Source organism: Shewanella loihica PV-4, assembly GCF_000016065.1.
GTDB lineage: Bacteria > Pseudomonadota > Gammaproteobacteria > Enterobacterales > Shewanellaceae > Shewanella > Shewanella loihica.
Genome location: NC_009092.1, coordinates 847,791 through 861,551, shown reverse-complemented (window position 1 = coordinate 861,551; position 13,761 = coordinate 847,791). Strand labels below are relative to the sequence as shown.

At 53.7% G+C, this 13,761-nt stretch carries 13 protein-coding genes; 4 read left to right on the top strand and 9 right to left on the bottom strand.

All coding sequences use genetic code 11. From position 1 onward, the window contains the following. Window positions 1-431: 431 nt before the first annotated feature. The gene (locus tag SHEW_RS03905; RefSeq protein ID WP_011864565.1) at window positions 432-1,253 is read left to right on the top strand and encodes a cytochrome c3 family protein; all 822 of its coding nucleotides are present in this window, start codon (window positions 432-434) and stop codon (window positions 1,251-1,253) included. A gap of 11 nt (window positions 1,254-1,264) precedes the next feature. Next, window positions 1,265-1,786: a hypothetical protein gene (locus SHEW_RS03900; protein ID WP_011864564.1), complete on the top strand. Its 522-nt coding sequence runs from the start codon at window positions 1,265-1,267 to the stop codon at window positions 1,784-1,786. 188 nt (window positions 1,787-1,974) lie between these two features. Here the strand turns inward: SHEW_RS03900 and SHEW_RS20075 are convergent, their stop codons facing one another. The 6 genes from SHEW_RS20075 to tkt form a co-directional block, all read right to left on the bottom strand. Beyond that, window positions 1,975-2,430: a winged helix-turn-helix domain-containing protein gene (locus SHEW_RS20075; protein WP_011864563.1), complete on the bottom strand. Its 456-nt coding sequence runs from the start codon at window positions 2,428-2,430 to the stop codon at window positions 1,975-1,977. Window positions 2,431-2,676: 246 nt separating this feature from the next. Then, a complete protein-coding gene (locus SHEW_RS03890; protein WP_011864562.1) occupies window positions 2,677-3,417 on the bottom strand; it encodes a DUF481 domain-containing protein in 741 nt (246 codons plus the stop codon). A gap of 211 nt (window positions 3,418-3,628) precedes the next feature. Next, on the bottom strand, window positions 3,629-4,693 hold the full coding sequence (gene fba, locus SHEW_RS03885; RefSeq protein WP_011864561.1) for a class II fructose-bisphosphate aldolase: 1,065 nt from the start codon (window positions 4,691-4,693) through the stop codon (window positions 3,629-3,631). 153 nt (window positions 4,694-4,846) lie between these two features. Further along, window positions 4,847-6,022: a phosphoglycerate kinase gene (locus SHEW_RS03880; protein WP_011864560.1), complete on the bottom strand. Its 1,176-nt coding sequence runs from the start codon at window positions 6,020-6,022 to the stop codon at window positions 4,847-4,849. A 102-nt stretch (window positions 6,023-6,124) separates the two neighbouring features. Next, window positions 6,125-7,141: an erythrose-4-phosphate dehydrogenase gene (epd, locus tag SHEW_RS03875; RefSeq protein ID WP_011864559.1), complete on the bottom strand. Its 1,017-nt coding sequence runs from the start codon at window positions 7,139-7,141 to the stop codon at window positions 6,125-6,127. A gap of 133 nt (window positions 7,142-7,274) precedes the next feature. Then, window positions 7,275-9,269, bottom strand: a complete 1,995-nt coding sequence (gene tkt, locus SHEW_RS03870) for a transketolase (RefSeq protein WP_011864558.1) — start codon at window positions 9,267-9,269, stop codon at window positions 7,275-7,277. A 523-nt stretch (window positions 9,270-9,792) separates the two neighbouring features. Here tkt and metK point away from each other — a divergent pair. Beyond that, window positions 9,793-10,944 carry a methionine adenosyltransferase gene (gene metK / locus SHEW_RS03865; protein WP_011864557.1) on the top strand — a complete coding sequence of 384 codons (1,152 nt, stop codon included), beginning with the start codon at window positions 9,793-9,795 and terminating at the stop codon, window positions 10,942-10,944. A gap of 69 nt (window positions 10,945-11,013) precedes the next feature. On the opposite strand, the gene SHEW_RS03860 is transcribed toward metK, so the two are convergent. The 3 genes from SHEW_RS03860 to SHEW_RS03850 all read right to left on the bottom strand — a co-directional run bounded on the left by SHEW_RS03860 (window position 11,014) and on the right by SHEW_RS03850 (window position 12,490). Then, window positions 11,014-11,451: a VanZ family protein gene (locus SHEW_RS03860; RefSeq protein ID WP_011864556.1), complete on the bottom strand. Its 438-nt coding sequence runs from the start codon at window positions 11,449-11,451 to the stop codon at window positions 11,014-11,016. Between the two features lie 62 nt (window positions 11,452-11,513). Next, window positions 11,514-11,915 carry a hypothetical protein gene (locus tag SHEW_RS03855; RefSeq protein ID WP_150099942.1) on the bottom strand — a complete coding sequence of 134 codons (402 nt, stop codon included), beginning with the start codon at window positions 11,913-11,915 and terminating at the stop codon, window positions 11,514-11,516. A 14-nt stretch (window positions 11,916-11,929) separates the two neighbouring features. Beyond that, complete coding sequence (locus tag SHEW_RS03850; RefSeq protein ID WP_011864554.1) at window positions 11,930-12,490, bottom strand: GNAT family N-acetyltransferase; 561 nt, start codon at window positions 12,488-12,490, stop codon at window positions 11,930-11,932. A 121-nt stretch (window positions 12,491-12,611) separates the two neighbouring features. On the opposite strand from SHEW_RS03850, the gene SHEW_RS03845 reads away from it, so the two are divergent. Then, complete coding sequence (locus tag SHEW_RS03845) at window positions 12,612-13,568, top strand: nucleotidyl cyclase domain-containing protein (RefSeq protein ID WP_011864553.1); 957 nt, start codon at window positions 12,612-12,614, stop codon at window positions 13,566-13,568. Window positions 13,569-13,761 lie beyond the last annotated feature (193 nt).

Sequence of the window (13,761 nt, the reverse complement as noted above, 5' to 3'; positions counted from 1 at the left end):
ATAAGCTTATGCAAACCCAGCAAAAAAATCTGTGATCCCCTCTATCTCCTCGAAAGTCATCTAGAAAATACCCTTACAAAAGCTAGGGAGTTATGCGCTCTGTGATCCCAGCCCCCTTCTTCATCCACTAAGCCCCAATATTTATCCCTGGCTGAAACCTCGCGAATTAACATGAATGCTACAAATAGAGTGATCAGCTTCACATCGCAAAACATAACGACGATGAAGGCTGGAGGTATTAATTAATTAAATCGATACAAGGCGCCGAAAAAATCGGCGCAGGCAGATGCGCGCCCAGCCCCAAGCTTCATCCAGCCCAGGTCACACTATTTGCAATCTACCCAGACCACACTGGCCTCAAGTTCAAACCGGCGTATCCCTTTAACCACGCCAACAACAAAAATAACATCTATCCAAGTGAGGACATTGTCATGACCATCAATAGACGCCAAGCACTTAGCCAAATCATCGGCATCAGCACCGCTGCGGCGGGCGCAACCCTAATGGGTACATCGGCCTTCGCCGCCACCGACGAACAAGGTAACTACAAACTGGAACTGGGTGAGAAGCTCAAGTATGTCCCCCTGGATCCTATGGCAACGGCCAAGCTCGCCTACGAGACAGGCGGCGGCTGTATGCACCAGGTGTTTCACGCGTTAGTCACCATGCTGGCCAACTCTGAAAGCGCCGACGCCGCCAAGTTTGCAACGATTCCTACCGCACTGGCCGGCTATGGCTGGGCAGGTATCGTGGGTCAGGGCACAGTGTGTGGTAACAACAACGCCACAGGTATGCTGGTGAACATACTCGACGACATCAATGGCCAAAACGCCGCGGTGATCGGCGCCTCTTTCCGCTATTACGAAGTGACCGAGCTGCCTTTCTCCAGCGACGAGTTCGTGGCCGGTATCGGTTCTACCGCCGAGAAGACGGCACTTGTGGGTAAGTCATCTGTTGCCAACAGCATTCTGTGTCACTCCTCTATCAGTAACTGGTCTAAGGCCTCAGGCTTTACCTTCAGCCAGAAGGGTGAGCGTTGTAAGCGTCTGTCAGCTTCTGTGGCCTACCATGTGGTCGAGCTGCTTAACCGTGCCTACAAAGGCGAAGATATCTCTGCCCTGCCTGAATCAAAGCCTTCGAGCGAGGCGCAAGCTTGCCAAAGCTGTCACGGCGTAGAGAGCACCATGGGCAGCGCCGCCAGCGTGAAGTCTGACATGGAATGTACGACTTGCCATACCGGCCACTTTAACTAAAGGAGCAGGTCATGAATGAGAAGTTATTAACAGCCCTACTGGCAACGGCGCTTATCTGCGGCGGCTGCGGTAGTGACGACAATGATGACAACGACGGCGGCGAGATCACTCCGCCACCGGTTGCCGACACCATAGATGCCGGTGAGGCATTGGCCATCAACCTGACCCTGGCCGAGTTTGACGGCGAGACGGGCACACTCAACTTCGCCCTGAAGGATGACGCCGGCCTGGCCATCACCAATGCCACGGATTACCGTATCGTCTACTTCGGTTTCCCTGACAGCTCGACCACCTCACGTAACGCCAAGGCGTGGAAACACTGGCACGTGACCCAAAGCTACTCATGTGACAGCGCCGCCGGCGATTGCCAGGGCGTGCTGCAAGAGACAGACAAGGGTCAATACAGCTTCGATGCCACGGATCTGGACTGGGATGCCAACACGGCGCCTGGTTCGGTGAAGGAATACAAGGTAGGTATCGAGATCAAAGGTGCCAAGGCGACCAACGAACTGGTTCTGCTCCCCTCCACTTAACCCACTGCACCACTTTGAGGGCCATCACCTAGCGTGTGGCCCTTTTTTTATGTCCGCTCCTGCCACTCATTCGGCAACAGCAGAGCGCTGTCAGCTAAAACTAAAGCCTAAGTCTAAGTCTAAATCAAAGCTAAACCAGAGCTAAACCTGCCCAGCAAGCGGGACACGACCATAGATAGAAGAAGGGGTTATTGCTCGCCGATGATCTCGGCTAACGAGGGCAGATAATTGAAGGGCTCAAACACTGAATAGATGAGCAGAAACAGCAGTAGCAGCTGAGAGATCAGCAGTATGTATTGCTGCTTGGTCATGCGGCGGATAGGCCCGTTGCCCAGCAGCTCGCGGTGGGGCGAGAGTTTGCTGTGCAGTATATAGCCCTGATCGTCCACCGACTCCAGCAGCTTGCCCGACGGACTGCCGAGAAAGAAGCGGATGCGATCCACCGCCTGCACCAGACGTGCCATGTTGGCGTCATCTTCGGGTAGGCAGGCCAACAGGTCGGCATTGGACATCACCTGACCACGATGCTCGGTCAATAGTTTAAGCACGGCAAACTCCGCACCTGGCATAAGCCAGCTGGTGTCATTGTCCTGATTCGACAGCGTCGACTGGGACGGCTCAAACCAACAGCAACCTATCTGCATCCGGGTCTCACACTTAAGGGGAAATTACACAAATATCGCGATGCCTGTTAAGGCTAGCGTCTAGTTGTTAGTGTGACATTTTACCCGGCCAACTTTCGTGACAATCAGCACATAACCCATTAAATTATCTGAATAATTATGATACACCCTGATACAGATTTAAGCCCGCTTAGGCTTAATTTCAGGCTGATTTCAGACAAAAAAAGACGCCCCGAAAGGCGTCTCTTAAGTCCAATAAAAACCCTATTAGAAAGAGTACAATAGCGTCATGTTGGTTTCGGTATCTGTGCTCTTCTTGTTATCCAGCGGCTCGCTGTTGTAACGCACGATAACGGCAAACTTCATCGCTAGGGCGCCAACGATATTGGCCGTGATAGAGGTTTCAGAGCGACCTTCCAGGCTCTCGCCGTAATCGGCCACAAACAGCTGCTTGAACTTAGAGTTGTCGGTGATCTCGGTTTCGAAGTTCATCACGCCGTGCGCCACCCAGCTCTCTTCGGTGTCGTAACCCGCTTCGGCGGCGCTCTCATCGTCCAGACGCTTGTACTGGAAACCCGGACCCACTTCGACGGCGAAGGTCGTCTTCTCGGTATCGACAAACTTGTGACCATAACCGGCAGAAATTGTCGACTTAGAATCGAAACCGGTAAAGGGATCGATCTCGTGGTTGGCGTTAGCAAACATATAGTTCACGTCGCTGAACTTGTAGTTACCCTGTACCAGGCCGTAGTAGCGCTTACCCGTCTCTTCGCCGCTGTCCTCTTTGTAGAGGGCTTCTAGCAGGTATTGGTTTTCCCAGTTACCCAGCTCGTGCTTCATGTCCAGACGGCCCTTGAGAGAGGTCGTCTCTGTGTTACCCGTAGTCACCGTCGCACCCAGTTCGGCGTCGGCGGCAAAGGTTCTGTCACCCTTAACGAAATCTGCGCCCGCATGCGCTGCAAAAGGGGCCGCCATCAGGATGGCCGTAGCCGTCAGCAATTTTTTCATTATCTGTTTACCTATTTATCTAAGTCCCTTAAAAATTGGCGCAATAGTATCATCCGGCGCACAGAAATGAAAATTACGCTTGCCTTTCCAGCATTTTGAACTAACAGCTCAGCTAAGGGCGAGAGTTAGTCCTTACTCTTTGTGGTGTTTTTACCATAAAAAAAGCCCACCAAATTGGCGGGCCTTTTTCATATTGGGTCATCAGACCGAATTAGTTCACCTGTGGATCTAACTCGCCAGACTGGTATGCCTTATACATGGCCTGCAGTGACTTAGGCTTGATCTTAGAACCCATGCCCGCCGCACCGAAGGCTTCATAGCGAACGGTACAGATGTCTGCCATCGCATCCATAGAGGCTTTCAGGAACTTACGAGGGTCGAACTCGCTTGGGTTCTCCGCCAGGAACTTACGTACCGCGCCGGTAGAGGCCAGACGCAGGTCGGTGTCGATATTAACCTTACGTACGCCGTGCTTGATACCTTCGACGATCTCTTCCAGTGGCACACCATAAGTTTCAGGGATGGCGCCGCCATACTGGTTGATCACTTCCAGCCACTCTTGCGGCACAGAAGAAGAACCGTGCATGACCAAGTGGGTGTTAGGAATACGTGCGTGGATCTCCTTGATACGGTCGATACGTAGCACGTCGCCGGTAGGCTTACGGCTAAACTTGTAGGCACCATGGCTGGTACCGATAGCGATGGCCAGGGCATCCACGTGAGTATCGGCCACGAAACGCGCCGCCTCTTCCGGCGTGGTCAGCAGCTGATCTTCGCTCAGGATACCTTCGGCGCCAACACCATCTTCTTCACCGGCTTGACCAGTTTCCAGACTACCCAGACAGCCTATTTCACCCTCTACCGACACACCACAGGCGTGGGCGAAGGCAACCGTCTTGCGGGTCACGTCGACGTTGTACTCGTATGAAGCAGGTGTCTTACCGTCTGACATCAGTGAGCCGTCCATCATGACTGAAGACATACCCAGCTGGATAGAACGCTGACACACGTCAGGGTGAGTACCGTGATCCTGGTGGATACACACAGGGATATCTGGATACTGCTCGAGCGCCGCCGCCATCAGATACTTAAGGAACTGAGGACGAGCATACTTACGCGCACCGGCTGACGCCTGAACGATAACCGGGCTGTCTGTGGCTTCTGCCGCCTGCATAATGGCGCGCATCTGCTCCAGGTTGTTAACGTTGAACGCGGGAACGCCGTATCCGTGCTCTGCGGCATGGTCTAGCAGTTGACGTAGGGAAATTAAGGCCATTTTTAACTCCAATAATAGGGTGGCAATCGGGCCATGCCCGCTTAACCACCGAGGTCACTATCGTTTGGACAGATTTTGATACCGACAGAAAGGTCGCGAACTCCTTGCGACCCGACTATCGGCGGTTTCTTATAATACTAATTATTTTTTTACTTATTCGCCGCGGCTTTCCAGCATAGCCACAGCAGGTAGTTCCTTACCTTCCAGGAACTCCAGGAAGGCGCCACCACCGGTAGAGATGTAAGAGACCTTATCGGCGATGTCGTACTTGTCGACCGCCGCCAGGGTGTCACCACCGCCCGCGATTGAGAAGGCAGAAGAGTCGGCGATCGCCTGAGCGATACGCTTGGTGCCTTCACCGAACTGATCGAACTCGAACACGCCTACCGGACCATTCCATACTATGGTGCCGGCGTTCTTGAGGATCTCGGCCAGGGCCTCGGCGCTGTCAGGGCCGATGTCGAAGATCATATCTTCATCTGCCACCTGATCGACCGCCTTGAGGGTCGCGCTCGCCGTTGGGCTGAACTCGCTCGCCACAACTACGTCGGTCGGTACTGGGATGTCGCCGCCACGGCTCTGGGCATTGGCTACCAAGCGCTTGGCTTCATCGATGAGGTCAGCTTCATAGAGGGATTTACCTACGTTGTGACCGGCTGCGGCAATGAAGGTGTTGGCGATACCGCCACCCACGACTAGCTGATCGACAATACCAGAGAGGCTCTCGAGTACGGTCAGCTTGGTCGACACCTTAGAACCGCCTACGATGGCTACCAGCGGACGCGCCGGATTGTCCATCGCCTTACCCAGGGCTTCCAGCTCACCGGCAAGCAGTGGACCGGCGCAGGCCACAGGGGCGTACAGGCCGACACCGTGAGTCGATGCCTGGGCGCGGTGCGCGGTGCCAAAAGCGTCCATCACATACACATCACACAGGGCTGCCAGCTTCTTGGCCAGCGCCTCGTCGTTCTTCTTCTCGCCGACGTTGAAGCGCACGTTCTCGAATACCACGACTTCACCGACATTGGCTTCTACACCGTCCAGGTAGTCTTTTGCCAGACGTACCGGGCAATCCAGCGCCTTCTCCAGGTAATCCACAACAGGCTGCATAGAGAACTCGCTGTTGTACTCACCTTCGGTCGGACGACCCAGGTGAGACATCACCATCACGGCCGCGCCTTTCTCCAGCGCCAGCTTGATGGTTGGCAGAGAGGCACGCAGACGCGCATCGCTGGTGACCACACCATTGCTGACCGGGACATTGAGGTCTTCACGGATAAGCACGCGCTTGCCCTGAAGATCTAACGCTGACATATTGATAATCGCCATTTCACGTTTCCTTAAGTTTAAAGTTAAAAATAAAAGTTAAAGCAAAACTGGGCTACCCACCGCCGGGACGCTTCACCGGCCATAGGTTTAAAATCTTTAAAATCAGGCTCTAACGGCCTTTATCATCTCTAAACTGGTGTCCAACATACGGTTGGCAAAGCCCCACTCGTTGTCACACCACAACAGCAACTTCACCAGATGGCCGTCGCTCACCCTGGTCTGGGTGCCATCGACGATACTGGATCTGGGATCATGATTAAAATCGCACGATACCAATGGCGCATTAGTATAGCCCACAACCCCTTGGTATGAGCCATTTGCCGCCTGAGATAATACCTGGTTCACTGTATCGATATCGACACGTTTATCTAAGGTGACCGATAAGTCAATTGCAGTCACATTAATTGTCGGCACGCGCACAGATATCGCCTCGAACTTATCCTTCATCTCGGGCAAGATCCGCTCGATCCCTCTGGCCAGCTTGGTATCTACCGGAATGATCGACTGCCCCGCCGCGCGGGTACGTCTTAGGTCGTCATGATAGGCATCGATCACCTGCTGATCGTTCATCGCCGAGTGGATGGTGGTGATGGCGCCGCTACGCACCTTAAAGGCACGGTCCAGCACCTGGATAATGGGCACCAGGCAGTTGGTGGTGCAGGAGGCGTTAGAGACCACCTTATGTTCGGCCTTGAGATCTTGATGATTCACGCCGTAGACGATTGTGGCGTCCACATCGCCGGATGAGGGATGGCTGATCAGCACCTGTTTGGCGCCCGCCCTGATATGGGCCTCACAGGCCTGGCGGTCGATGAGGGCACCCGTGGCCTCGAACACGATATCGATATCCAGGGATCGCCAGGGAAGCTTCTCGGCATCGGCCTCATGGAGCAATTGGATACGATCATCGCCTATGGTCATCACGTTGGCGTCGAGTGACGCGGGAGACTGAAAACGACCATGGGTGGTATCGTATTGGGTCAGATGAAGCATGGCTTCGGGGTTGGCGAGTTCATTAATGGCGACAATCTGAATCTGATCCCGCTTGCCTGACTCATAGAGAGCACGAAGAATCGAGCGACCGATACGGCCATAACCATTAATAGCAACTTTAATCATTAAGTGCTTCTACTCCTAACACCGTCCTGAGATAGGCTTTCTTGATGCGACAACGGCCTATCGTTATCGATAAGCCGAGTCATCATGGCATAGAGCAACTGCTTGCCCTATGCCCTTTTGCAGGCTCTAGGCCTTAGAGAATAGCGCTTGCCTTGGCAACCACATTCTCAACGGTGAAGCCGAAGTGCTTCATCAGCGCGCCGCCTGGAGCAGACTCACCGAAGGTGGTCATGCCAACGATGGCGCCGTCGAAACCGACATACTTGTGCCAGTAATCGACGTGAGCCGCTTCGATGGCCACACGCTTAGTGACTGACTTAGGCAGTACAGACTCTTTGTAGTCAGCGTCTTGCGCGTCAAACACGTCGGTAGATGGCATAGAGACCACGCGTACCGCCTTACCTTGCTCGGTCAGCGCCTTAGCCGAATCCAGTGCCAGCTGCACCTCACTACCGGTTGCGATCAGGATTAGATCTGGCGTGCCGGCGCAATCTTGCAACACATAAGCACCCTTGGCGATGTTAGCCAGTTGCTCTTCGCTGCGTGGCTGAGCAGGCAGACCCTGACGGCTGAATACCAGTGAAGTCGGCGCGTTACGACGCTCGATAGCCATCTTCCAAGCTACGGCAGTTTCCGCCGCATCACATGGACGCCATACCATCATGTTTGGTGTCATGCGCAGGTTAGCCAGCTGCTCAACCGGTTGGTGAGTCGGGCCATCTTCACCCTGACCGATAGAGTCGTGGGTGTAAACGAAGATGTTTTGAATGCCCATCAGCGCAGACATACGTACCGCGTTACGCGCATATTCCATAAACATCATGAAGGTCGCGCCATAGTTGATGAAACCACCGTGCAGCGACACACCGTTCATGATGCCGCTCATACCGAACTCACGCACACCGTAGTAGATGTAGTTACCGGCTGGATCTTCCTGAATGCCCTTAGAACCAGACCATAGGGTCAGGTTAGAACCGGCCAGGTCAGCCGAGCCGCCGAGCAGTTCAGGCAGGACAGCGCCGAAGGCCGCGATAGCGTTTTGTGATGCCTTACGGCTGGCGATGTTTTCGCCCTTCTCTTGACACTCTTTGATGAAGGCCTGTGCCTTCTCTTCGAAATCGGCTGGCAGTTCACCAGTGATCACGCGGCGCTTATATTCCGCCGCCAGCTCTGGGTAAGCGGCTTCATAGGCAGCAAGCTTCTCGTTCCAGCTAGATTCGTTCGCCGCGCCCACTTCTTTGGCATCCCAACCCGCGTAAACGTCTGCAGGGATCTCAAATGGACCGTGTTCCCAACCCAGGAACTCACGAGCAGCCGCAATTTCGGCATCGCCCAGTGGCGCGCCGTGACAGTCGTGGCTGCCAGACTTGTTTGGTGAACCGAAACCGATAATGGTCTTGCAGCAGATCATAGTTGGCTTGTCGGTAACTGACTTGGCTTCTTCGATTGCCTTGCGGATAGCATCGCTGTCGTGGCCATCGACACCGGCAATCACATGCCAGCCGTAAGATTCGAAACGCTTGGCGGTATCGTCGGTGAACCAGCCTTCGACGTGACCGTCGATAGAGATGCCGTTGTCATCCCAAAAGGCAATCAGCTTGCCAAGACCTAGGGTACCCGCCAGAGAACAGGCCTCGTGAGAGATACCTTCCATCAGACAGCCGTCACCCAGGAAGCAGTAGGTGTAGTGGTCGACAATGTCATGGCCAGGACGGTTAAATTGCGCCGCCAGAGTCTTCTCGGCAATCGCCATACCTACGGCGTTGCTGATACCCGCGCCCAGTGGACCTGTAGTGGTTTCAACACCCGGTGTGTAACCATATTCAGGATGACCCGGCGTCTTAGAGTGCAGCTGACGGAAGTTCTTCAGCTCATCCATCGGCAATGCATAACCCGTCAGGTGAAGCAGAGAGTAAATCAGCATAGAGCCGTGGCCGTTTGAAAGGATGAAACGGTCGCGGTCGACCCACTCTGGGTTGTTCGGGTTGTGCTTCAGGAAATCATTCCACAACACTTCGGCGATATCGGCCATTCCCAATGGCGCACCTGGGTGACCAGAGTTGGCTTTCTGAACGGCATCCATACTTAACACACGGATAGCGTTTGCGAGTTCTTTACGAGATGACATGCTCTCTCCTGCTGATTTGAATGTTGGGGATTTTGCGGGCCGATTTTGCGGGCAACAATGGGGGCATATTTTCCCCTACTCGTGGATGGGACGCAAATAAAATTCGCCCTTTAGCTTAGATTAAATCCATCTAGACACGAAAAAGTGCACCTCAGTGACACTCAAGATGACCCCAGGCAAAACCTCGCCTCGCCGCTCAAACTTCTCCGGCGCCCTCACCCGAATTTGCGAACATAAGACTGAGCAGGCAGACCCGAGTCGCCGCGATCTTCATCTAACTGGCCTAAGCGATCCTTTGGCAATAAAAAATCGCGGCCTTATAACAACAATAAAAATTCAACATTAACAACATTTTAAGTTGCTCTTTTATTTAAACTCATCCGAAGCATTAGAATATTTACCCGGTTTTACTCCACAATTTTCATCGAAAAGGGTGTCATCCGATCTGATTTCCACTAAAATGGCCGTCTAGATGTAGATACTTCTACACATTCGAATTGTTTAAAGACGAGATTTTTCCATTATGGCAAAGCACTTGTTTACCTCTGAGTCGGTCTCAGAAGGTCATCCAGATAAAATCGCCGATCAAATTTCTGATGCGGTACTCGACGCGATCTTAGAGCAAGATCCTAAGGCACGTGTGGCGTGTGAAACATACGTCAAAACCGGCATGGTGATGGTAGGTGGTGAGGTGACCACTTCTGCATGGGTCGATATTGAAGAGCTAACCCGTAAGACGGTTCGCGAGATCGGCTACACCCACTCAGACATGGGCTTCGATGCCGACTCTTGTGCGGTACTTAACGCCATTGGTAAGCAGTCTCCAGACATCAACCAGGGTGTCGATCGCGCCGATCCTAAAGAGCAAGGCGCCGGCGACCAGGGCCTGATGTTCGGTTACGCCAGTAACGAAACTGACGTACTCATGCCAGCCCCTATCACCTATGCTCACGCATTGGTGAAGCGTCAGTCAGAAGTGCGTAAAGACAACACCCTGCCTTGGTTACGCCCAGATGCCAAGAGCCAGGTGACCTTCGCCTACGAAGACAACAAGATCGTCGGCATCGACGCCGTGGTTCTCTCTACCCAGCACTGCGACAGCGTCAGCCAGTCTGATCTGATCGAAGGCGTGATGGAAACCATCATCAAGCCTGTGCTACCGGCACAGTGGTTGAACAAAGAGACCAAGTTCTTCATCAACCCAACCGGCCGTTTCGTTATCGGTGGTCCTATGGGTGACTGTGGTCTGACGGGTCGTAAGATCATCGTCGACACCTACGGCGGCATGGCTCGTCACGGCGGCGGCGCATTCTCGGGTAAAGACCCATCAAAAGTTGACCGCAGCGCGGCCTATGCGGCCCGTTATGTGGCGAAGAATATAGTGGCTGCCGGTCTGGCGGATCGCTGTGAGATCCAGGTTTCTTACGCTATCGGTGTGGCAGAACCAACCTCTATCAGCGTTGAAACCTTCGGCACAGGCAAGGTCTCTGAAGAAGTGCTTATCGGCCTGGTTCGTCAACACTTCGATCTGCGCCCTTATGGCTTGACCGAAATGCTCGACCTGGCCCGTCCTATCTACAAGGCAACTGCGGCTTACGGTCACTTCGGTCGTAACGAGTTCCCTTGGGAGCGCACCGACAAGGCTGAAGCCCTGCGCGCAGACGCTAAGCTGTAAGCTTGGTTTTGCCAGTCAGCAAAAAGCCGCCCTTTGGCGGCTTTTTTGTATCTGGGTCAATGAGATATATTAATTGCGATTAGAGGTCTCATTGCCAGTAGAGATTCGCTTCTCAAGATACAGGCTCACCAGGCTGAAGAGCAAGATACCGACCCCATCGGCCATTAGGTCATAGCCATCGAAGGTGCGACTGGGAAAATACTGCTGACTGCACTCCTCGATAATCACCACAATCGCCACTACCAGAGCCCCCAGATAGGGTCTCACCCCCAAACACGACTGCCGCCCTAAAGAAAGCCGCCCTAAAGAGACGCGCCTGAAGTTGCTGCCAACATTGGCAAACAGGGTCAATGTACCAAACAGCAGCATATGTCCCAGCTTATCGCCATAGGGCAACGCATGGGCCAGCTCAAACAAGGGGTTAGTGCGCCCGGCATCGGCGCTGACGATCAGCCAGACCAGGAAACCACTGAATAACACGCCCAGCAGGGCAAAGGTTCTCACCATCACAAACGACTCATCCTTGACATATTGCCTCCATTTCTCTGTTTCAATATCTTCAATCCCGGCTAACAATGATCGAAATGGGCATACTGCATGCACATGAAACTCAGCTGCTGCGCATTTAACAGTGGCACCTCGACCTTGTTAGCTGTCGCAAGCTGCACCTCAGATGGCGGCGTCATAGGCCGTATCTCGGCGCTGTAGGCGTTACTAAAGCCGCAATCTAACCAGCCTTCATCCCACTTGGCGACGTAAACCGCGCGGGACTCACCGCTGAGCTCGAGACACTCGCAGCTAAGCGCCGCTTGGTTCGCCAAGGCGTTGAGCAGCTTGAGGTTATCCAGGGCGCTGAGGGTGACGCCGGCATAGGGCTCAAACAGCTCGGCGAGACGCGGTGGGAAGCCTTGCATCTTGCTCTCGGCCATCTTGCTCTCATTCATGTCACTCTCGGTATTATTGCTCGTCAAAAGGTCGCCCTCCCCTAGATAGCGCCTGCGGTATCGACCGCCAGCAGATAGTACCCGCGGCCATCGAACTCGAAGAAGTCCAGCACCTGCATGCCCCCCTTCTGGGTGTGGGCGGAGAAGGAACGTTCGTTCTCTTCGGCGATAAAGGTAACCATGTAGGAATATTGAGGTGCCACCTCTTTCTTGAGCTTGGCCACCAACTCGGCAAACAGGCCAGACCCCCTCTGGGACGGCGCTATCCAGATGGGACCATACTGACAGCTGTTGGCTTTATTGATTATACCCGAGCCAGTCTCGAAACGGCCTGCCTCGAGTCGCTTCAAGAGATAACGGTAGATGGGCCAGTCACCGAAGAAAGGCCAGCGACCGGCGATCACATAGCCGGCGATCTCACCGCCGACTTCGGCCAGCAACAACCAATGATTCTGAATCAGCTCATCTAGCTGCTGGCGACTAAAACTCTGGCCCGTCATCATGCCGCCGCGCTGATCTGGGGCAAGCTCGGCCTCCCACTGGTTCGCTTCCAGGGCGGCGATGGCATCTAGGTCGGCGCGGGTTGCCAGACGGATCACCATGACGGACTCACTATGCTGTGAAGAAACAAGAATATCCCCTTAAATCTTCGGGTTATTTGCAAAATAGCTAATCGACTACCACACTTAACACACCTGAAACACCAATAGGTTAGAGCCGATCATGCTGCCGGAAAACATTCACACGGGTGTGAGTATACTTGAAAACGATAACGCGCAAATCAACTTAGTCAGGTGGATGCATCAGTGCGAGCTGATGAAACGCTATTTCGAAGCGGATGTCGCCTTTGTCGCCCAGCAGACGGACCTGGGTTTTGAGATCATCGTCAGCTCCATCAACGATACCCGCAGGTTTCTTTCCGGCACCCTGTATAACGAGAAATTCGAGCTCTTTACCCGCCTGTCCAACAGTCAGCCCGAAGGGGTCAACCTGGATCTGAGCCGAGAATCCAACGCCGAGCTCCCCAAAGATCTCGCCACCGCCAGCAGCATGCTGTCCAGGCCGATCCTCTGGCCCGACGGCACAGTATTCGGTTGTCTGTGTGTGATCAATCCGGCCAGCAAGGAGACCGCCAGCACCAACGCCTTCATGCTGGAGCCCTTCCAGATCTTGCTGCAACAGGACCTGGCGCTCCTGTGTCAGAGCCAGCGCATCGAATCACTGTCGATGCGGGATCGCGACACGGGCATGCTCAATCACTATGGCTTCATCATGATGGCGCCGCGACAGCTCAACCTGGGCCGCCGCTTCGGCGCCCATGCCGGCATCCTCTTCTTCGAGCTCTACCCCAATCCGCCGCTGATCGACGAGATCGAGGACAAGCATATCCGCCTGCTGGGCAACATCATTCAGGACACCATACGCACCGCCGACATCGCCGCCCACTACAGCCACAGCCAGTTCGTGGTGCTGGTGTTTGTGGATACCGAGCGGGATCTCAACCACATCAGCCACAGGGTCGAGAAACTGCTGCTACAACAAAACGATCGCCTCAAGTTGGATTCGGGCCACTCCTTCTTCGCCCCCGACTCCTCGGCCAAGCTGGCGCCCATGCTGGAGAAGGCTAAGCAGCAACTCAAGTCTCAGCAGAAAGATGATGAAATTGAGACAGAGGTCTAGTGTTAGAGACTGGCGCAAAAGACAAGCGTTAGAGATTCGGTTAGGAAATCGAAAAAACAGATTTTGCTCGCAAAATTGAAAATTTACATTCTCACAACATATGATTTTTGAGTATGATGTAAACACTTTGTGTCGTCAGTCTTTCGGCTGACCCACCTTATCTAGCGAGTTATGCAATTTAATAATAACAATA

Excerpts from the sequence above, each read along its gene's own strand:
- SHEW_RS03905 (WP_011864565.1), top strand. The coding sequence starts at position 432 with ATGACCATCAATAGACGCCAAGCACTTAGCCAAATCATCGGCATCAGC.
- SHEW_RS03900 (WP_011864564.1), top strand. The coding sequence starts at position 1,265 with ATGAATGAGAAGTTATTAACAGCCCTACTGGCAACGGCGCTTATCTGC.
- SHEW_RS20075 (WP_011864563.1), bottom strand. The coding sequence starts at position 2,430 with ATGCAGATAGGTTGCTGTTGGTTTGAGCCGTCCCAGTCGACGCTGTCG.
- SHEW_RS03890 (WP_011864562.1), bottom strand. The coding sequence starts at position 3,417 with ATGAAAAAATTGCTGACGGCTACGGCCATCCTGATGGCGGCCCCTTTT.
- fba (WP_011864561.1), bottom strand. The coding sequence starts at position 4,693 with ATGGCCTTAATTTCCCTACGTCAACTGCTAGACCATGCCGCAGAGCAC.
- SHEW_RS03880 (WP_011864560.1), bottom strand. The coding sequence starts at position 6,022 with ATGGCGATTATCAATATGTCAGCGTTAGATCTTCAGGGCAAGCGCGTG.
- epd (WP_011864559.1), bottom strand. The coding sequence starts at position 7,141 with ATGATTAAAGTTGCTATTAATGGTTATGGCCGTATCGGTCGCTCGATT.
- tkt (WP_011864558.1), bottom strand. The coding sequence starts at position 9,269 with ATGTCATCTCGTAAAGAACTCGCAAACGCTATCCGTGTGTTAAGTATG.
- metK (WP_011864557.1), top strand. The coding sequence starts at position 9,793 with ATGGCAAAGCACTTGTTTACCTCTGAGTCGGTCTCAGAAGGTCATCCA.
- SHEW_RS03860 (WP_011864556.1), bottom strand. The coding sequence starts at position 11,451 with ATGGTGAGAACCTTTGCCCTGCTGGGCGTGTTATTCAGTGGTTTCCTG.
- SHEW_RS03850 (WP_011864554.1), bottom strand. The coding sequence starts at position 12,490 with ATGGTGATCCGTCTGGCAACCCGCGCCGACCTAGATGCCATCGCCGCC.
- SHEW_RS03845 (WP_011864553.1), top strand. The coding sequence starts at position 12,612 with ATGCTGCCGGAAAACATTCACACGGGTGTGAGTATACTTGAAAACGAT.